A 19,485-nucleotide genomic window follows, 5' to 3' on the forward strand; every position below is an offset into this window, starting at 1 on the left:
CTGTTTTTTTCTCTTCTGTTTTTTTTTTGGTGGGGACGTCGGTCGCGGCGGGGGGGGGGGGGGGGGGCGGGGCGGGGCCGGGGCGGGGGGGGGGGGGGCCCCCCCCCCCCCCCCCCCGACGGCTTACTTCTTGGCCTGACCGGCGGCGACCTCTTCCGCCGTCCAGTACCCGGAGTCGATCAGCGCGGTCTTGATGTTGTCCTTGTAGACCGTCACGAACGGCAGCAGGTACGCCGGGACGACCTTGACACCGTTGTTGTACGTCTGGGTGTCGTTGGCCTGCGGCTGCTTGTCCTGCAGGAAGGCCTCGGCGGCGTTGACGGCCTGGTCGGCCAGCAGACGGGTGTCCTTGAAGACGGTGCAGGTCTGCACGCCGTCGTTGATCAGCTTGATCGAGGCGATCTCCGCGTCCTGGCCGGTCACCGCCGGGAGCTTCTTCGCGCCGGTACCGCTGTAGCCGGCGTTCTGCAGGGCGGTGATGATGCCCCGGGAGATGCCGTCGTACGGCGACAGCACGCCGTCGACCCGCGAGCCGTCGTTGTAGCTGGAGGTGAGCAGGTCCTCCATCCGCTTCTGCGCGGTCTCCTGCTGCCACCGCAGGATCGCCACCTGCTCGATGGTGGTCTGGCGCGACTTCACCTTCAGCGTGCCGGCGTCGATGAACGGCTTCAGCGTGTCCATGGCCCCGCCGAAGAAGTACTGGGTGTTGTTGTCGTCGAGCGAACCCGCGAACAGTTCGATGTTGAACGGGCCAGTCGCCGTGCCCTTCGAGCCGTCCTGGTTCTGCAGGCCGAGACCGACGAGCAGCCCGGTGGCCTGGGCGACGCCGACCTTGTAGTTGTCGAAGCTCACGTAGAAGTCGACGTTCTTGCTGCCGCGGATGAGCCGGTCGTACGAGATGACCGGGATCTTCGCGTCGGCGGCGGCCTGTAGCTGGCCGCTGAGCGCCGTTCCGTCGATCGCCGCGATGACCAGGACGTCCGCGCCCTGGGTGATCATCTGGTCGACCTGCTGCGACTGGGTGGGGATGTCGTCGCCCGCGTACTGGAGGTCGACCTTGTAGCCCTTGGCCTCCAGCTTCTGCTTCACGGCGTTGCCGTCGGCGATCCACCGCTCGGAGGTCTGGGTCGGCATCGAAACGCCGATGGTCAGGTCACCGGGCTTCTTGTCACTGGTGTCTCCGCCGCTGCCGGCACCCCCACCACTGCATGCCGTCAAACTCAGCGCCAGCATCGCGCTACCCAGAGCAACCAGGAATTTCCTGCTCACGGGCCTCTCCTCTCCGGATTTCCCCGCCGACCGCCGCGGGCGCACGTGTCACTTTGGGGTAGTGTTAGCGCTCACATAAGGCACGTCAACACTTGATCTGAAATACCGGTGTCACGGTCTCGTAACGAGAGGCTGCCCAGCCGCGCGGCCTGGGATATCACCATCCACAGTGGATCGACGGCGTCCACGCGTGCGCTCCATGGCAGGACGGCGGCCGCTACCGACAGTGATCGTGGTCGGCTGTCAGCGCGACCCGATCGTCAGCGGGAAGGCGGTGGGGCGACGCTGTCGCGGGCGACCAGGGTCGGGGCGATGGTCTGCCGCAGCGCCCCGCCGCTGCCCGACTCGATCTGGGTCAACAGCATCTGCAGACTCGCCCGCGCCACCGCGTCGAAATCGGGCCGGACGGTGGTCAGCGGCGGAATGAAGTACGCGGCCTCCGGCACGTCGTCGAAGCCCACCACGCTGATCTCGGCCGGCACCCGCCGGCCGAACTCGTGCAACGCCCGCAGCACGCCCAGCGCGAGATGGTCGTTGGCCGTGAAGATGGCGGTGACCTCCGGCATCCGCGCCAGCATCTGCCCGCACCGGTAACCCGATGCCGCCGACCAGTCCCCCGGCATCAGCGGCGGCGGGCTCACCCCGGCGGCCAGCAGAGCCTCCCGCCAGCCCTCGATGCGACCGGCGCCGTCGAACCAGTCGGACGGCCCCGACACGTGCCAGACGGTGCGGTGTCCGGCGTCGAGGAGGTGCTGGGTCGCGGCCCGGGCGCCAGCCACCTGATCGACCGTCACCAGCGGCATCGGCCGATGCGGATCGCCGTCGACGGTGACCAGCGGGACGTCCTTGGGCAGCCGTTCCAACGCCTCGCCGGCCGACTCGACCGGCGCGATGACGACGATGCCGGCGACCCGGTGCGCCAGGTGCCGCTCCACCGCGGCCGAGATCGACCGGTGGTCGAGGTCGCGCACGCTGCCCACGCTGACCGCGAAGCCCTCTTCCGCGGCGGTCTGCTCCAGCGCGGCCAGCAGCGAGGCGGGGCCGTAGAGGGTGGTGTTCTGTGCGACCACGCCGATCACCTGCGACCGGCCGGTCACCAGGGCGCGCGCCGCGCCGTTCGGGCGGTAGCCCAGCTCGGCGATCGCGGCCCGCACCCGCAACCGGGTCTGCTCACGAACGTTGGGGTGCCCGTTGAGTACCCGCGACACCGTCTGGTGGGAGACACCGGCGAGACGAGCGACATCAGTCATCGCGGGACCGTGGACGGCCATTTCACTCCCCCCGCCTCATCCGGCCCGCAGCCCGTCGACGTCGACTGGAGCGGCCCGGCCCGATCCCCCTCGCTCAGTCACCACGCCGGTGCTGAATCCCAGGTGACCAGCGCTGGATCGCCGACAGTCTACGCCAGCCAGCGGCCCGGAAAGGGCACGGCTATGGGGGAACGACACGACGGGTGACAGGTCGGCGAGCCGGCCCTGCCGCCACCCACACCCACACCGCCGAACGGTCCGGACCGGGACAGCGACGCCGCCCTGCTCCACGCTCCCGGAACGGGCGCGGAGCAGGGCGGCGACGGGCGTGAACAGTGGCGCGGGCTTCCCCATCCGAGATTCGGACCCGTCGTCCGCGCCACCGCTCAAGCCGACAACTCTGTGACAGGTGTCACGGAGTCGTCAGATCGAACCGGCGCACCGTGACCGCACCCCCGAGCGCCTGGGTGGCGTGGTTGAAGATGGCGAACCGGTAACCCATGAAGAACTGCCAGTTGTTGGCGAGGGTCAGGGCGTTGCCGAACGAGGTGAAGGTGACCCCGTCCGTGCTGTAGGAGAAACGGGCCTGCCGGCCGGACCCCGGTCTGATGTCGGCGTTTGCGCGCAACCAGATCCGGCCACCGGAGACGGCGGTGCTCGCCACCTCGCTGCCGGTGCTGGTGGTGTTCCAGTTGCCGTCCATCGTGAGGCCGTTCTGCATGACCAGACGGGTGGAGCCGTTGTCCCGTCGGACACCGATCCAGGCCGACGAGTTCCGCAGCACCGCCAGGCCCGTGCGATCACCGTCGCGCATCGTGGAGTAGTCCAGCTCGATGGTGGCGGTGGAGGTGGGGCCCTGGATGCGGTGTGTCAGCGTGTTGCGCGCGGCGTACAGGTCTCCGGTCACGGTGGCGGTCTGCAGGCGTAGCCCGTTGTTGACCGAATACCTGCTGGTGTCCGGGTTGTGGTTCCACTCCCACTGCGGGCCGAGGGTGGTGCCGGCGAACGTGTCGGTGCCGGTGAGCGGCTTCACCGCCCGGGGCGCCGCGGGCAGGTTCGGCCTCGGGTACGAACTGCCCCAGGCGCCGTTGACCGTCTGCAGGACGGGCCAACCGTCGCCGGTCCAGGTGATCGGCGCCAGGGCCGGCATCCGACCACCGGGGTACGCGTCGACGAACGCCATGTAGTACCAGTCGCCGTTCTGGGTCTGCACCAGTCCACCCTGGTGCGGCACGCCGCCGCCAGAGATCGGGCCCGGCAGGTTGAGCAGCACCTGCCGCTGCTCGTACGGGCCGAACGGGCCGTTGGTGGACTTCAGCACGTACTGGCCGTTGGCCGGGCGGGTGAGCCAGATGTAGTAGGCGCCGTTGCGCTTGTAGAAGCGGGCACCCTCGAGCGTGCCGATGCTCGACGGTGTCTGGTACACCTGCTGGGCGCGGACCTGGGATTTCCCGTCAGCGGACAGCTGGGCGACGCTGATGGTGCCGTTGCCGTACGCCACGTACATGGTGTCGTTGTCGTCGACCAGCATGCCGGCGTCGTAGTAGCAGTTGGGGATGGTGGTGTGCTTGCTCCACGTGCCGTCGACGGCGGACGCGGTGTAGATGTGGGTCTGCGCGAAGTCGATGCACCCGGCCCAGTAGTAGGTGCGGTTGCTCGGCCGGTAGTTCAGCGTCGACGCCCAGATCCCGTCGACGTACGCGTTACCGCCACTCATGTCGTACTTCGACCCGAACTCCAGGCGTGGCACCGAGTGCCCGGCGAACTCCCAGTTGACCAGGTCGTACGAGCGCAGGACGGGAGCGCCCGGCGAGTAGTGCATGGTGGACGCCGACAGGTAGTAGGCGTTGTCCACCCGGATGATGTCGACGTCGGCGAAGTCCTGCCAGATGGCCGGGTTCGTGTACGTGCCGCCCGTGGGCGGCGGAGTCGTCGGCGGCGGCGTGGTGGGGTTGCCTCCGCCCCCGACCTGGACGAGCTGCCACTGCTGGTTGTTGCCGCCCCAGTCGTCGTACTGCACGATGTTGCCGCCGTCGGCGGTCGAGGCGTTCTGCACCTCGACCGCCTTGTTGCTGTTGCGGTTGATCAGCCGTACGTAGCCTCCGGCGGAGTCCGCCAGTCGGAACTGCTGGTTCACCCCGTTGCCGTCGGCCCACTGCACCACCGCCGCGCCGTTCGCGGTGGAGAAGTTGTAGACGTCGAGCACCTTGCCCGAGTGCCGCGACTTCAGCCGGTAGTAGCCGCCGCCGGAGTCGACGAACTGCCACTGCTGCCAGGCGCCGTCGTTGCGCGCCCACTGGGTGATCCGCGCGCCGTCGTTCGTCGCCTGGTTGTACACGTCCAGTGCCTTGCCACTGTTGCGGTTCACCAACACGTACCAGGCGTTGGTGTCCACCGTCGCCGCCGACGCGGATGACGCGGCCACCGCCGTCAGCGCGCCGCCCACCAGCACCGCCGCCGCGACGGCGGTGAGCCGCCGCAACCACCCACGCCGCCGCGCTGGTGGCGCAGCCCAGGGAACCCGACCGATGGCAACCATGATCCTCCTTCGATGACGCGAACCGAGCGGCCTGGACCGGCATCCGCGGCACCGGGCGGGGCACCGTACTGGCCACGGCCCGACCTATGTGATCGCTAACATCGCTCCCGCGCCGCCACGACAGCATTTCGTCGAGACGGGGGGTGGACACGATCGCGGCCGGGCCAGCCGCAGACATTGATTGTCTTGGCTATAGACTGTGAGCGATAACACGCTCTTAGTCAAGACGTAACACAACCGGCTCCTGGTCGTGCTGGGCACCCACGCAAACGGGTGGCCCGTCCCCGGCCGGCAGTCGCAGGCAGGGGCGGGCCACCCGTCCGGGGGCGCGCGGCGCGAGGGGTCAGAAGCCGCGGGCCAACCGGTAGTAGGCCTGGTTCCACCGGATCTCGTCGGCGAAGCGGCGGGGCTTCGTGTCCGCGTCGATGACGACGAGTTCGGTGCGGCTCATCTCGGCCAGGTCGTGCAACTCCTCCACGCCGACGGCCTGGGACAGCACGGTGTGGTGGGGAGCGCCCGCGGTGATCCACGCCTCGGCCGAGCCGGGCAGGTCGGGTTGCGGACGCCAGACGGCCCGAGCCACCGGCAGCCGGCGCAGCGGCTGGGGCGGCGTCACGACGTCGATCGTGTTGGCCACCAGCCGGAACCGCTCCCCCATGTCCGCCAGCCCCAGCACCACGGCCGGGCCGGGCGCGGCGTCGAAGACGAGACGGACCGGATCCTCCCGGCCGCCGATGCTCAGCGGGTGGATCTCCACATTGGGTACGCCGGACGCGATGGTCGGGCAGACCTCCAGCATGTGGGCGCCGAGCACCAGCTCCTCACCCGGAGTGAGGTCGTAGGTGTAGTCCTCCATGAACGACGTGCCGCCGTCCACCCCCACCGACATCGACTTGAGGGTGTGGACCAGGACGGAGGTCTTCCAGTCGCCCTCCCCGCCGAAGCCGTAGCCGTCGGCCATCAACCGCTGCACGGCGATGCCGGGCAGCTGACGCAGACCGCCAAGGTCCTCGAAGTTCGTGGTGAAGGCCCGGAAACCGCCCGCGTCCAGGAAGGCGCGCATGCCGAGTTCCAGTCGGGCGGCGTACCGCAGGGAGTCGTGCCGCTCACCCCCGGAGACCAGCGCCGGAACGACGCGGTAGGTGGCCTCGTACTCCTTCACGAGGTCGTCCACCTGCGCGTCGGTGACCTCGCCGACCACCTGGACCAGGTCGTTGACGCCGTAGGTGTTGACCGACACCCCGAAGCGCAGCTCCGCCTCGACCTTGTCGCCCTCGGTCACCGCGACGTCGCGCATGTTGTCACCGAAGCGGGCCAGGCGCAGCGACCGCATCGCCGACCAGCCGAGCGCCGCGCGGGCCCACGCGCCGACCCGGGCGGCCACCCGCGGGTCGCTGACGTGCCCGGCGACGGTCTTGCGGGCCACACCGAGCCGGGTCTGGATGTACCCGAACTCGCGGTCGCCGTGCGCGGCCTGGTTCAGGTTCATGAAGTCCATGTCGATGTCGTTCCACGGCAACACGACGTTGGCCTGGGTGTGCAGGTGCAGCAGCGGCGTCTGCAGCGCGTCCAGACCGGCGATCCACATCTTCGCCGGAGAGAACGTGTGCATCCACGCGACGACCCCGATGGCGCCCTGGGCGGCGGCGTCCCGGCAGACCCGCAGGATCTCGCTGCTGTTGGTCAGGACGGGCTTCCAGACCACGCGGGCGGGAATCTGCGGCGAGTCGTCGAGCGCGGCCGCGATCTGGCGGGACTGCTCGGCCACCTGCCGGAGCGTCTCCTCGCCGTACATGCCTTGGCTGCCGGTGAGGAACCAGATCTCGGGTTCGGTGTGTGGTGCCATGGGGTTGCCTTCCGCGAGAGGGGCGGTCACTTGTAACGGATTCCGATGAGGCGCTGTAGGAGGATGAACGCGAAGAGCAGACCGCCAATCACGATCTTGGTCCACCAGGAGTTGAGGCTCCCGTCGAAGGTGATGAGGGTCTGGATCACGCCCAGGACCAGCACGCCGAGCACCGTGCCGAAGACGTATCCCGCGCCACCGGTGAGCACGGTGCCCCCGATCACGACGGCGGCGATGACGTCCAACTCCATCCCGACGGCGATCAGCGGCGCGCCGGAGAGCGTGTAGAAGGACAGCAGGATCCCGCCGATCGCGGAGCACAGGCCGCTGATCGTGTAGACCGCGATCCGGGTACGCCCCACCGGCAGGCCCATCAGCAGCGCCGACTGCGGGTTGCCGCCGATGGCGTACACGTTGCGCCCCAACCGGGTGTAGGCCAGCGTGTACGCGGCGACGGCGACCACGACGAAGGCGATCAGCACACTGATCGACACGAAGTTGCCCCGTGGGTCGCCGATCCGCTCCTGCGACATCCTGGTCCAGAACCCGTCGGTGATCGGGATGGACGAGCCGGAGATGAACGTGCACATGCCCCGGGCGAAGAACATCCCGGCGAGCGTCACGATGAACGGCTGGATCTCGAAGAAGTGGATGGCGCAGCCCATCAGCAGGCCGAGCGTCGGGCCGATGAGCAGGGCGATGACGAGCACCAGCGCAGCCGGCAGGCCCTCCTGGAGCAGCCAGGCCGACACCATCGCCGTCATGGCGACGACCGACCCGACCGACAGGTCGATACCGCCGGTGAGGATCACGAACGTCATCCCCACCGCGACGACGAGCAGGAAGCCGTTGTCGATGAAGACGTTGAAGATGACCTGCACGTTGGAGAACGCCGTGTACTGCGACACCCCGATGCCGTACATGACCAGGAGGAGGGCGAGCGTCGCCAGGACCGGTATCTGCCGCCTCGGCAGCCGGAACCGGGGACGACCAGTGGTGAGCGATCCAGTGGTCATGCCGGCACCTGCTCCTTCGGCTTGTCGGCGATGGGGCTGGGCGGCGGCGCGTTTCTCCTGCGGCGGCTGAACCGGGCTCGGAAGGCCGGCGCCTGGACGAGGCAGACGGCGATGACGACGACCGCCTTGAACAGCAGCGAGGTCTGCGGGGAGATGTTCATGGCGTACACCGTGGTGGTCAGGGTCTGGATGATCAGCGCGCCGAGGATCGTGCCGCTGAGGAAGAACCGGCCGCCCGCGAGGGACGTGCCGCCGATGACCACCGCGAGAATGGCGTCCAGCTCCACCCAGAGGCCGGCGGCGTTGCCGTCGGCGCTGGAGACGTTGGCCGTCATCATGAAGCCGGCGATCGCGGCACAGCCCGCGCTGAGCACGTACGCGAGGAAGATGACCCGGCCGGACCGGATGCCGGCGAGCCGACTCGCCACGGCGTTGCCGCCCACCGACTCGATGATCATGCCGAGCGCGGTACGGCGGGTGAACGCGGCGACGAGCAGGGCCGCCGCCAGGGCGATGAAGATGGCCAGCGGCAGCGTCAGCACGTGCCCCAGGCCGATCGCCCGGTACGGCTCGGAGTTGATGGTGATGATCTGGCCCTCGGTGACCAGTTGGGCGAGGCCCCGACCGGCCACCATCAGGATCAGCGTGGCGATGATCGGCTGAATACCGATCACCGCCACCAGCACCCCGTTCCAGGCGCCGAGCACCAGCGAGACCCCCATCGCCATCGCGAGGGCGGTCAGCACCACGGTCAGGCTGTTCTGGTCGGGTTGCTTGCTGATGTACATGCAGGCGATCGCGCCACTGATCGCGCAGACCGAGCCGACCGACAGGTCGATGCCGCCGGTCGAGATGACCAGGGTCATGCCCAGCGCGACGAGGATCAGCGGTGCGCTCAGTCGCAGGATGTCGATCGGCGTGCCGTACAGGTGCCCGTCCTTGAGCTCGATGGACAGGAACCCGGGCCGGTAGATCGTGTTCGCGGCGAGCATGACGACCAGCACGGCAGCGGGCCAGAACAGCCGGTGACCGATCATCGCCCGGTAGCGGCCCATGGTGTCGTTCATCGGTCTGCCTCCTCCCGCTGGGATCCACTCGCGATGGTCTGCATGACGCGGTCGGCGTCGAGGCTCTCGTCGTTGGCGAGCTGCGCGACCATCTGCCGGTCCCGCATCACGGCCACCTTGTGGCTGAGGCGCAGCACCTCCTCCAGCTCGGCGGAGATGAACAGCACCGCCATGCCGCCGTCGGACAACTGCGTCACGAGCTTCTGGATCTCGGTCTTCGCGCCGATGTCGATGCCCCGGGTCGGCTCGTCGAGGATCAACAGTCGTGGCTCGGTGATCAGCCACCGGGCCAGGAGCACCTTCTGCTGGTTGCCGCCCGAGAGGTTGCGGACCGGCACCTCCGGGTCCGCCGGGCGGATGTTGAGAGCCTTGACGTACTTGTCGACCAGCTCGTCCTGGCGACGGCGCGGGATGGGCCGCAGCCAGCCCCGGGCGGCCTGCATGGCGAGGATGATGTTCTCGCGGACCGACAGGTCGGCGACGATGCCCTCCGCGCGGCGGTTCTCCGAGCAGAAGCCGACGCCGTGGTCGATGGCCTGCGCGGGGGTACGCAGGCTGCTCGACGTGCCGTCGACCGCGACCTGGCCACCGTCGGCCCGGTCGGCCCCGAACAGCAACCGCGCCACCTCGGTACGCCCGGAGCCCAGCAGGCCGGCCAGGCCCACCACCTCGCCGGCGTGGATGGTGAGGCTGAACGGCTCGACCGCGCCCGCCCGGCCGAAGTTCGACACCGCCACCATGGGGGTGCCCTCCTCCAGGGCGGCCAGGTCCCGTCGGGAGTGCTCCTCGATGCCCTCCAGGACATCGAGCTCCTTGCCGATCATCTTCTCGACGAGGCTGAGCTGGGGCAGCTCGGTGGTCGGGTACTCGCCGACGAGCCCGCCGTTGCGCAGCACGGTGATGCGGTCGGCGATCTCGTAGACCTGGTCGAGGAAGTGGGTGACGAACAGGATCGCGATGCCCTCGTCGCGCAGTTGCCGCATGATGCGGAACAGCTGCGCCACCTCGCCCGCGTCGAGGCTGGACGTCGGCTCGTCCAGGATCAGCACCCGGGCCTTGATGTCGATGGCGCGGGCGATGGCGACCATCTGCTGGATCGCGAGGGAGTACGAGCCGAGCGGCGCGCTGACGTCGAGGTCGAGGTCGAGGCGGGTCAGCAGCGCGCGGGCGCGGCGGCGCACCTCACCCCAGCGGACCGCGCCGAGGAGCCGGGGCTCGCGTCCGATGAAGATGTTCTCCGCCACCGAGAGGTTGGTGCAGAGGTTGACCTCCTGGTAGACGGTGCTCACCCCGGCGGCCGTCGCCTGCATCGGCCCGCTGAAGGACACCGGCTCACCGTCGAGGGTGATCGCGCCCGCGTCGGTGTCGTAGACACCGGTCAGCACCTTGATCAGGGTGGACTTGCCGGCGCCGTTCTCGCCCATCAGGGCGTGCACCTCGCCGGGGAAGAGCCGGAAGTTGACGTCGTGGAGTGCGCGCACCCCGGGGAAGGACTTGCTGATCCCGGCCATCGTCACGACCGGACGGCTATCCGTCATCCCATCAGACCTCTTCTGGGGGTTGTCGACGCGGAAGGGCCGTCACGCTCCCGCCGATCCCGCCCGGGCCACCCTCGCGGGGTGGCTCGGGCGGGCGGGTCACGGGGTTGTCGCGGGCCATGCCCAGTCCGTTGGGGGTTGGGGGCGACGCGGCGGGGCCGCCACGCGAGCGCGGCGACCCCCCGGCGTCGATCAGTACTTGCGGTTGGGCAGGGCCTCCTTGGCCTGCTCCGTCGTGAAGGTGGTCTCCTCGGTCTCGATCCGAGGCGGCACCTCCTCGCCCGCGTGGACCTTCTTGGCCAGGTCCATCAGCTGCGGGCCGAGCAGCGGGCTGCACTCCGCGATGAAGTTGAACTTCCCGTCGGCGAGAGCCTGCATGCCGTCCTTCACCGCGTCGACCGTGATGATGGTGATGTCCTTGCCGGGCACCTTGCCGGCCGCGGTGATCGCCTCGAGCGCGCCCAGACCCATGTCGTCGTTGTGCGCGAACAGCACGTCGATCTTCGGGTTGGCCTTGAGGAACTGCTCCATGACCTGCTTGCCACCTGCCCGGGTGAAGTCCCCGGACTGCGACGCGATGACCTTCAGGTTGGGGTTGGCGGCGATCGCCTCGGCGAAGCCCTTCTTGCGGTCGTTGGCCGGGGCGGCGCCGGTCGTACCCTGCAACTCGACGATGTTCACCGGGCCTGAGGCGGCCTTCTTCTGCTCGACCAGCCACTCACCGGCGAGTCGGCCCTCCTTGACGAAGTCCGAGCCGAGGAACGTCTTGTACAGGGTCTTGTCGGCCGAGTCGACCGAGCGGTCGGTCAGGATGACCGGGATGCCGGCGTCCTTGGCCTCCTTGAGGACGGTGTCCCAACCCGACTCCACCACCGGCGAGAAGGCGATCACGTCGACCTTCTGCTGGATGTAGTTGCGGATCGCCTTGATCTGGTTTTCCTGCTTCTGCTGCGCGTCGTCGAACTTCAGCTCGATGCCCGCGGCGGCCGCCGCGTCCTTGATCGAGGTGGTGTTCGCGGTACGCCACCCGCTCTCCGCGCCGACCTGGGAGAAGCCCATCGTGATCTTGCCGTCGTCCGTGGACCCGCCGCCGGTGTCGCTGTTGCCGCAGGCCGCCACGCCGCCGACGAGTAGCACGCTGGCGAGGACCGCGACAGCGCGCCACGGAGCGGACTGCGTTCGCATCTTTCTCATCAGTTCTCCTTGGCTGGGTGTGGTGGTTGACCACGTCAACCGCCGAGGTGCCGAGGCGGCCTACGCGGGTGGTGCGTGCTGGTGCGTCGTGGTGCAGACCGGCGGGTTCCAGTTCCACTCTGGATGGTCAGGAGCCCGCCGGTGCGACTGGTTGTTGACCGTAGACGTTCTGGTAGCGGTGATACAGGGCATCGATGTCGGCCTGTGCGATCGGGAGGGGTTGACCGAGCGCGCGGGCCAGGTGCGCGGTGCGCGCGACGTCCTCACACATGACCGCGGCCTTGACCGCCGCGCGGGCGTCCCGGCCGATCGTGAAGACGCCGTGGTTGCGCATCAGCACCGCGGGCGAGCGGTGCCCGGCGAGGGTGGTGACGATGCCCTTGCCGATGTCGTCGCCGCCGATCAGCGCGAACGGACCCACCGGAATCTCCCCGCCGAACTCGTCGGCCTGCGCGGTGAGGTGGCAGGGGATGGCCTCGCCACGGGCCGCCCAGGCGGTGGCGTACGAGCTGTGGGTGTGCACCACCCCGCCCACCTCGGGCATGGCCCGGTAGACGTAGGCGTGGGCGGCGGTGTCGCTGGACGGGGCGAGGTCGCCCTCGACGAGGACGCCGTCGAGGTCGCAGACCACCATGGTGTCGGCCGTGAGATCGTCGTAGCCGATCCCGCTCGGCTTGATCACCATGAGGTCGCGCCCCGGGACGCGGGCGGAGATGTTGCCGGCCGTCCAGGCAACCAACTGGTACCGCGTGAGCTCGGAGTGCAGACGGGCGACCGTCTCGCGCAGCTCGTGGATCTGTCGGGTCACCTCGGCGGTCATGCGACGACCTCCAGCGTGGTCTCGGGCGTGCTGTCGAGGGTGGTCTCGGCCGGGGCCGCGACGGTGCCCACCGCCGCGTTGCGGATCGCCCGCAGGCGGAGCATGACGTCGTTGCCGCCACGGCCGAAGTGGTCGTGCAGCGCCCGGTACTCGGCGTAGAGGGCGTCGTAGGCGCGGGCCCGGTCGGGATCCGGGCGGTAGACGGCCTCGTGCACCCGACCCATCGCCTGCGACGCCTCGCGCACCGACGGGTACGCCCCGGCGGCGACGGCAGCGTGGATCGCCGACCCGAGTGCCGGGCCCTGCGCGGAGGCGATGATGTTCAGTGGCCGCCTCGTCACGTCGGCGTAGATCTGCATCAGCAGCTCGTTGGAGGTGAGACCGCCGGCGATCACCAGGTCGTTCACCGCCACCCCGGCCTCGACGAACGCCTCGATGATCATGCGGGTGCCGTAGGCGGTGGACTCCAGCAACGCCCGGTAGATGTCCTGCGGCCGGGTGGCCAGGGTCATCCCGACGACCATCCCGCTGAGGTCGTGGTTGACCAGCAGCGAGCGGTTGCCGTTCCACCAGTCCAGCGCGATCAGGCCGTGCGCGCCGACCGGTTGGCTGGCGGCCAGCTCGGTGAGGTGCTCGTGCGAGGCGAGGCCGGCCGGGGCGGCGTGCTCGACGAACCAGCCGAAGATGTCGCCGACACCGCTCTGCCCGGCCTCGTAACCCCATGCGCCGGGGCTGATGCCGCCGTCCACCACACCGCACATCCCGGCCACCTCGGCGAGCTGCGCGCCGTTGACCACGTGACAGGTCGAGGTGCCCATGATCGCGACGAGCCGACCGGGCTCCACGGCCTGCGCCGACGCCGCGGTGACGTGCGCGTCGACGTTGCCGGCGGCCACCGCGATCCCCTCCGGCAGGCCGGTCAGCGCGGCCGCGTCGGCGGTGAGCGTGCCGGCCCGGGCGCCGAGGGGCAGCAGCGGACCGTCCAGCTTGGCCACGAAGTCGCCGAAGTCGGGGTTGAGCGCGGTCAGGAAGCTCTCGGCGGGGTACTGGCCGTCCTGGAGGATGCCCTTGTAGCCGGCCGTGCAGACGTTGCGGGTCTCGGTGCCGCAGAGCTGCCAGACGATCCAGTCGGCGGCCTCGATGAAGCGTTCCGCCCGGCGGTAGACCTCGGGGTCCTCCTCCAGGATCTGCAGACCCTTGGCGAACTGCCACTCGGCGGAGATCTTGCCGCCGTACCGCCCGATCCATGGTTCGGCCCGCTCGTGGGCCAGCGCGTTGATCCGGTCGGCGTGTGGCTGCGCGGCGTGGTGCTTCCACAGCTTGACCCAGGAGTGTGGCCTGTCGCGCAGCTCGGGGTCCTCGCAGAGGGGCGTGCCGTCGGCGCTGGTCGGCAGCACGGTGCAGGCGGTGAAGTCGATGCCGATGCCGATCACCGCGGCCGGGTCCACCCCCGCGGCGGACACCGCCTCCGGGACGGCGTAGCGCAGCACGTCGCGGTAGTCCTGCGGGTTCTGCAGCGCCCAGTCCGGCGGGAGCGACCGGCCGCCGGGAAGCGCAGCGCTGATCACCCCGTCGCGGTACTCGTGGACTGCGGTCCCCAGCTCGGCACCATCACCGACCCGGACCACGAGAGCCCGCCCGGAGAGCGTGCCGTAGTCGACGCCGACGACGTAGCTTTCGGCAGCTCCGTCCACACGATTCATGTCCACCTCCGCTTTGACGGGGATAGTGTTAACGCTCACATCCAACCTCGTCAAGACATCTGGCCGCAACAGCTCCGTAACGGAACGCGGAGGCGCACCCGCTCGGGCGCGCCGATCGTCAGACCGGGGTGAAACGAACTATTCCGACCGCATCCCGAGAGGGTCCGGCGGGAGGCGTCGTCGGGAGGCTCGACCGAACTACCGGGCCTCCTCGGCAGGCAGCGGCGACATGACGGCCATCGCACCCGACCGCGCAGTGGAGCTTGCCCGCACCACGGCGTACCGACCGGCGACGATGGCAGCGATAACATCGTCGGACGACTCAGCACCGTGATCGAATCCCACGGACCGGTCGATGGGCGCCACCGCCCAGGCTCGGGCAGGCGGGTGAGCGAACAGCCGTCGCACCGAGTCCGACGACGACGCGGTGTTATCGATAACATTCGACGTTTCGCCGACGGCCCGGCCCCACCGGGGCCGGGCCGTCGTTCACCTCGCACTCGGACCGTCCGTCACCGCGCGTCGAGCGCGGGTCGGGTCACGCGCTCGGATTGCGGTTGTACAGCGCCCGGGCCCAGAAGAAGCACAGCACGGTGGCTGTCACGCACCAGGCGACCGCCTCGATCGCGTTGCTGCCGATACCGGTGCCAAAGAACAGGCCGCGGAGGGTCTCCATGACGGGGGTGAAGGGCTGATGGTCGGCGAACCACCGCACCGGGGTCGGCATCGAGTCGGTGGGGACGAAACCGCTGCCGAGGAAGGGCAGCAGCACCAGCGGCATCGGCAGGTTGCTGGCCGTCTCGACGCTCCTGGTGACCAGGCCGAGGGCGACCGACAGCCAGGTGACCGCGATTGTGATCATGGCGAGGACGCCGATCACGGCGACCCACTCGATCGCGGTGGCGGTGGGCCGGAACCCGACGAGCAGCGCCACACCAATGACCGCCGCGAGGCCGAGCAACGTCTGGATCAGGCTGCCCAGGACGTGGGCGGTGAGGACCGACGGCCGGAAGATCGCCATGGTGCGGAACCGGGCGATGATGCCCTCGGTCATGTCCATGGCGACCGAGATGGCGGTGCCCTGCGCCGCACTCGCCACCGTGATGAGCAGGATGCCCGGTGTGACGTAGTTGGCGTACTCGGCGCGGCCACCCGAGGGCCCGAGGCCGGCGCCGAGGGTGCCGCCGAAGACGTAGACGAAGAGCAGCAGAAGGATGACGGGGATGCCGACGAGCATGAGCGTCAGCGACGGGTAGCGCCGCATGTGGAGCACGCTGCGCCGCAGCATCGTGCTGGAGTCGCGGACGGCGAGGGTGAGGGTGCTCATCGCGCCATGGCCCCTTCCTGGTCGGTCCTGCCGGTGAGGGTGAGGAAGACGTCGTCGAGATCGGGGGTGTGCACGGCGAGGCCGGCCACGCTGATCGACGCACGGTCGAGCTGGTCGAGCAGGGAGCGCAACGACCCGACGCCGCCGTCGCTCGGAACGTGCAGGGTGAGCGCCGTGTCGTCCCGGGTCGCCTCCGCGAACGTACGGGCCGCCGAGTCGAGCCCGTCCTGGTCGGCGAACTGCAGCACGACGTGCCCACCGGGGATGAGCCGTTTGAGCGCGTGCGGGGTGCCCTCGGCGATCAACCGGCCGTGGTCGAGGAACGCGACGCGGTCGGCGAGTTGGTCGGCCTCCTCCAGGTACTGGGTGGTGAGCAGGATGGTGACGCCACCGGCGACGAGGTCGCGGATGATCTGCCACATGGCGCGACGGCTACGCGGGTCGAGGCCGGTCGTCGGCTCGTCGAGGAAGATGACACGGGGGTCACCGACCAGGGTCATCGCCAGGTCGAGCCGTCGGCGCATGCCCCCCGAGTACGTCGCCACCGGCTTGTCCGCCGCCTCGACCAGGTCGAACTGGTCGAGCAGGTCAGCGATGCGCCGCCGGCCGGTTGCCCGGTCCAGGTGGCACAGGTCGGCCATGAGGCGCAGATTCTCCCGCCCGGTCAGCAGGTTGTCGACGGCGGAGAACTGACCGGTGACGCCGATCAACGCGCGGACCGCGTCCGGCTCCCGGGTCAGGTCGTGCCCCCCGATGCGGGCCTGACCCCCGTCGGCGCTGATCAGGGTGGACAGGATCTGCACGGTGGTGGTCTTGCCGGCCCCGTTGGGACCGAGCAACGCGAAGATGGTGCCTTCGGGGATCTTTAGGTCGATGCCGTCGAGCACCACCTTGTCGCCGTAGGACTTGCGCAGGCCGGTCGCGACGATCGCGTGCCGGGTGGGGAGGGTCATGTCTCCTCGATTCGTTGGCGGAGTCGTCGGCGGTCAGGCGCGGCGGATCATGATGTCGCCGTAGGACGTGTTCGCCCGGATCTCGACGGTGTCGTCGGTCTCCGCAGGCCCGTCGGTGGTGGACAGCGCGTTGTGGACCCGACCGTGGCGGGAGCCGACATCGAGCCAGGCGGCGGTCCCGCGCCGGACGCCGACCTCGATGGCCCCGAACGAGGTCTGTAGCTCCACCGACCCTCGGACGACCTCGCCCAGCCGGACGTTGCCGTACGCGGTGCGCGCCGTCACCGAGGCCGTCGACTCGTCGACGGTGATGTCGCCGTGGGCGGTGTTGATTCGGACGTCCCCGCCGCTCCGGCCGATCCAGCAGTCGCCGGAGGAGTTCTTGATCTCGGCGGTGCCGTCGACCTCGCCGAGGCGCACCTTGCCGGAGGAGGCCTTCACCCGGGCGGGGCCGGCGACGCGCGTCACGGTGACCTCACCGTGGCTGGTGTCGACGTCCAGCGGCCCGGTCTCGTCGAGTCGGATCGCGCCGCCGGTCTTGACGTGGCACTCGCCGAGCCGACCCTCACAGCGCAGGGCCGCCCACGACGCCTCGGCGTGCACCCGCGAACCGGTCGGCACCTCGATCAGGACGTCGACCGACGGGCCGGGGCCGAAGCCGTAGCGGCGCCAACTCTTCGGCACCCTGATCGTCAGCTGACCGGCGGCGTACTCGACGGTGGTCTGATTCGCGACGCTCACGTCGGCCTTGCTCGACGGGTCGCGGGGCCGCACCTGCACCACCGTGTCGGTGCGGTCGGACGCGGAGATCCACGCGTCCCCGACGGGCAGTTCGACCCGGACGGAAATGGGTTCTGGTGTGGCGAAAACAGGCATGGCGGTCTCCCGAAAGGACGCCAGCGGGCGTTGCCGCTGGTGAGTGGGGTGGGAAGGAAAGAGGACGGGGCGGGTCAGCGCGCCCAGCCGGTGAAGTGCTGACCGGAGCGCGGCTCCGGTCGGCGGGCGGGGCGACGGTCCGCGTCGCCTGCCCCGACGGCACCGGCGACCGCCCGCACCAGCCAGGCGTTGACCGACAGCCCGGCACGGCCGGCGGCCTCTTCGACGCTGGTCTTCAGGTGGTCGGGGAGGCGGAGGTTGATCCGCGAGGTGCCACCGTCGTCGCCGTCCGGCGGCAGCACCGGCGCCGGCAGCGCGGGCGGCTCGGTCTGCTCGGCCGCGCCACCCGTCGGCGGGTTGGCCGGTGTCACCACGAAGTCGGGTTCACGCCCGCGCAGTCGGACGTGCACCGACCCCGGGGCGAGTTCGCGGGTGATCTCGTCGGCCGCGTCGGACAGCGCCTCAAGCAACGCGAGGTGGGTCGCCGCCTCCAACTGGGTGAAGAGCCGCTCGGCCAGCACCCGGCCGTCCGGGTCGACCCCCTCGGCGGCGACGGCGAACTCGTTGCGCAGGTTCTCGACGTACGGCCTCAAATCCATGACGCCATCATGGCATCACTTTGGCTCAGGATGCAACACCTGCGGCTCACCGTGATGCCAGATCATCCATCCGGGTTGGTGTCGGCGGAGCGGCCCAACTCCCCGAACGCGCGTCTGACCAGCCGGTTCGCGACGTCCTGGGTCAGCCCGGTGGCCACCAGCAGATCGCTGACGGTCGTCCGGACCTGCGCCACCACCACGGCACCGGAGAAACCGACCCCCTCCCGATAGGCGTGGCCGGCCCGGCCGACCGCCCGCAGCGCCTGCTCCCGCGCCTGCCGGGGTTCGTGACCGACGGCGAACTGCCGCTGGAGCAGCCGGACCGCCTCAGCCAGGTCGGCGACCGCCTCCGGCATCGGTTTCGGTACGGGCTCACCGTCCTCGATCAGGCTCACCGCCCGACGGATCAGCGTTCCGGTGTTGCGCATCGCCCGGTCGATCGGCTCGGCCGCCTGCGCGTACCGGGCCACCGGCCCGTGCCGCTCGCGCCAGTGGACCGGCGACAGGGTGCTGGCCTCCCGGGCGCCCTGGGTCGCCTCGATGAACGCCCGCAGCTCGTCCTTGTTCTGCCGCAGCTCCGTGAGGGCAGTCCGGGCAGGCCCGGCGTCGCCCTCGGCCAATGCGCCCGCGGTGGCGTCGAGTTGCGTGCTGAGCAGGTCCAACGCCGGCCGGGCGGCCCGGTTGAGCACCCGTAGCGGGTTCAGGGGCAGCAGCACGGCGGTGACCAGGAGCGCCACCCCTCCCCCGACGAGCGCGCCCACGAAGCGGGGGATCTCCAGATGGCCCACGGAGGGGCTGAGCGTGGCGATGAGCACCGCCGTCGCGCCGGCCTGGAGCACCACCGCCGCGCTGGCGGTGAGGAACAACACGACGAGGATCGCCAGCGCGACGATCAGCGCGAGTTGCCACCACCCGGTGCCGATCACGGCCAGAAGCAGATCACCGACCGACACCCCCACAGTGACACCGATGATCAGCTCCACGGTGCGGCGCAGGCGTTGGCCGACCGACGCGGCGAGGGTCGAGACGGCCGAGATCGGCGCGAACACCGGCTGGGCGACGTGCAGGACCTCGTGCGCCAGCAGCCAGGCCAGCGCCGCGGCGAGCCCGGCCTGCAGGGCCAGAACACCGATGGCGTGTACCCGACGCAGACGGTCGCCCAGCGTCGCCACCACTCGGTTCCGGAGCCGGACGACGGTCGCCGACGGGCCGGTGTGCGCGGTGTCGTCGGCGCGGGCGGCAGCACCCCCGCCCCTACCGCGCCGACCGGCAGCCACCATGACGGCGGCTACCCGGGACTGTCCGGCTCAACCCTGCGCAGCCGCGTGACGGGCGCGACGACCTCCGGCGGGAACGCGCTGGAATCCGCGCGGCGGGGCGGCGTCGACACGATTGGGTCCGCCCGAGCGGGGTAGACGCGGGTCTGCCACACCGGTGGCGGGGCCGTCCCCGGCAGGATCGCTGGCTGGGCTGCCGGGAGCCTCGGGG

Annotated in this window: 15 protein-coding genes; all 15 read right to left on the reverse strand. The window is 70.0% G+C overall.

The window, feature by feature from the left end:
- Positions 1-123: 123 nt before the first annotated feature.
- The 15 genes from chvE to ABZ780_RS08825 all read right to left on the reverse strand — a co-directional run bounded on the left by chvE (position 124) and on the right by ABZ780_RS08825 (position 19,277).
- Positions 124-1,269, reverse strand: coding sequence for a multiple monosaccharide ABC transporter substrate-binding protein (gene chvE / locus ABZ780_RS08755; RefSeq protein WP_357005682.1), 1,146 nt, complete (start codon positions 1,267-1,269; stop codon positions 124-126).
- 260 nt (positions 1,270-1,529) lie between these two features.
- Positions 1,530-2,519 (reverse strand): LacI family DNA-binding transcriptional regulator, encoded by a 990-nt coding sequence (locus tag ABZ780_RS08760; RefSeq protein WP_357005679.1) that lies wholly within the window; start codon positions 2,517-2,519, stop codon positions 1,530-1,532.
- Positions 2,520-2,931: 412 nt separating this feature from the next.
- Entirely contained in the window at positions 2,932-5,058 is a 2,127-nt protein-coding gene (locus tag ABZ780_RS08765; RefSeq protein ID WP_357485349.1) for an RICIN domain-containing protein, read from the reverse strand.
- 343 nt (positions 5,059-5,401) lie between these two features.
- Positions 5,402-6,904: an L-arabinose isomerase gene (araA, locus tag ABZ780_RS08770; RefSeq protein ID WP_357485351.1), complete on the reverse strand. Its 1,503-nt coding sequence runs from the start codon at positions 6,902-6,904 to the stop codon at positions 5,402-5,404.
- A 26-nt stretch (positions 6,905-6,930) separates the two neighbouring features.
- Positions 6,931-7,920 carry a galactofuranose ABC transporter, permease protein YjfF gene (gene yjfF / locus ABZ780_RS08775; RefSeq protein ID WP_357005669.1) on the reverse strand — a complete coding sequence of 330 codons (990 nt, stop codon included), beginning with the start codon at positions 7,918-7,920 and terminating at the stop codon, positions 6,931-6,933.
- On the reverse strand, positions 7,917-8,987 hold the full coding sequence (locus tag ABZ780_RS08780; protein WP_357005666.1) for an ABC transporter permease: 1,071 nt from the start codon (positions 8,985-8,987) through the stop codon (positions 7,917-7,919). Before ABZ780_RS08780 ends, yjfF begins: the two co-directional genes overlap by 4 nt.
- On the reverse strand, positions 8,984-10,525 hold the full coding sequence (locus ABZ780_RS08785; RefSeq protein WP_357005663.1) for a sugar ABC transporter ATP-binding protein: 1,542 nt from the start codon (positions 10,523-10,525) through the stop codon (positions 8,984-8,986). Before ABZ780_RS08785 ends, ABZ780_RS08780 begins: the two co-directional genes overlap by 4 nt.
- A 192-nt stretch (positions 10,526-10,717) precedes the next feature.
- A complete protein-coding gene (locus ABZ780_RS08790; RefSeq protein WP_357006775.1) occupies positions 10,718-11,710 on the reverse strand; it encodes an ABC transporter substrate-binding protein in 993 nt (330 codons plus the stop codon).
- Positions 11,711-11,846: 136 nt separating this feature from the next.
- Positions 11,847-12,539 (reverse strand): L-ribulose-5-phosphate 4-epimerase, encoded by a 693-nt coding sequence (locus tag ABZ780_RS08795; RefSeq protein WP_357005660.1) that lies wholly within the window; start codon positions 12,537-12,539, stop codon positions 11,847-11,849.
- A complete protein-coding gene (araB, locus tag ABZ780_RS08800) occupies positions 12,536-14,242 on the reverse strand; it encodes a ribulokinase (RefSeq protein ID WP_357005657.1) in 1,707 nt (568 codons plus the stop codon). The genes ABZ780_RS08795 and araB overlap by 4 nt, the downstream gene beginning before the upstream one ends.
- 538 nt (positions 14,243-14,780) lie before the next feature.
- The gene (locus ABZ780_RS08805) at positions 14,781-15,569 is read right to left on the reverse strand and encodes an ABC transporter permease (protein WP_357005654.1); all 789 of its coding nucleotides are present in this window, start codon (positions 15,567-15,569) and stop codon (positions 14,781-14,783) included.
- A complete protein-coding gene (locus ABZ780_RS08810; RefSeq protein WP_357485352.1) occupies positions 15,566-16,522 on the reverse strand; it encodes an ATP-binding cassette domain-containing protein in 957 nt (318 codons plus the stop codon). Before ABZ780_RS08810 ends, ABZ780_RS08805 begins: the two co-directional genes overlap by 4 nt.
- Positions 16,523-16,555: 33 nt before the next feature.
- Positions 16,556-17,398 carry a DUF4097 family beta strand repeat-containing protein gene (locus ABZ780_RS08815; RefSeq protein ID WP_357005648.1) on the reverse strand — a complete coding sequence of 281 codons (843 nt, stop codon included), beginning with the start codon at positions 17,396-17,398 and terminating at the stop codon, positions 16,556-16,558.
- 74 nt (positions 17,399-17,472) lie between these two features.
- Entirely contained in the window at positions 17,473-17,997 is a 525-nt protein-coding gene (locus tag ABZ780_RS08820; protein WP_357005645.1) for a hypothetical protein, read from the reverse strand.
- A 62-nt stretch (positions 17,998-18,059) separates the two neighbouring features.
- A complete protein-coding gene (locus ABZ780_RS08825; protein ID WP_357485353.1) occupies positions 18,060-19,277 on the reverse strand; it encodes an FUSC family protein in 1,218 nt (405 codons plus the stop codon).
- Between the last annotated feature and the right edge of the window lie 208 nt (positions 19,278-19,485).

The organism is Micromonospora sp. NPDC047467 (assembly GCF_040643095.1).
Taxonomy (GTDB): Bacteria; Actinomycetota; Actinomycetes; order Mycobacteriales; family Micromonosporaceae; genus Micromonospora.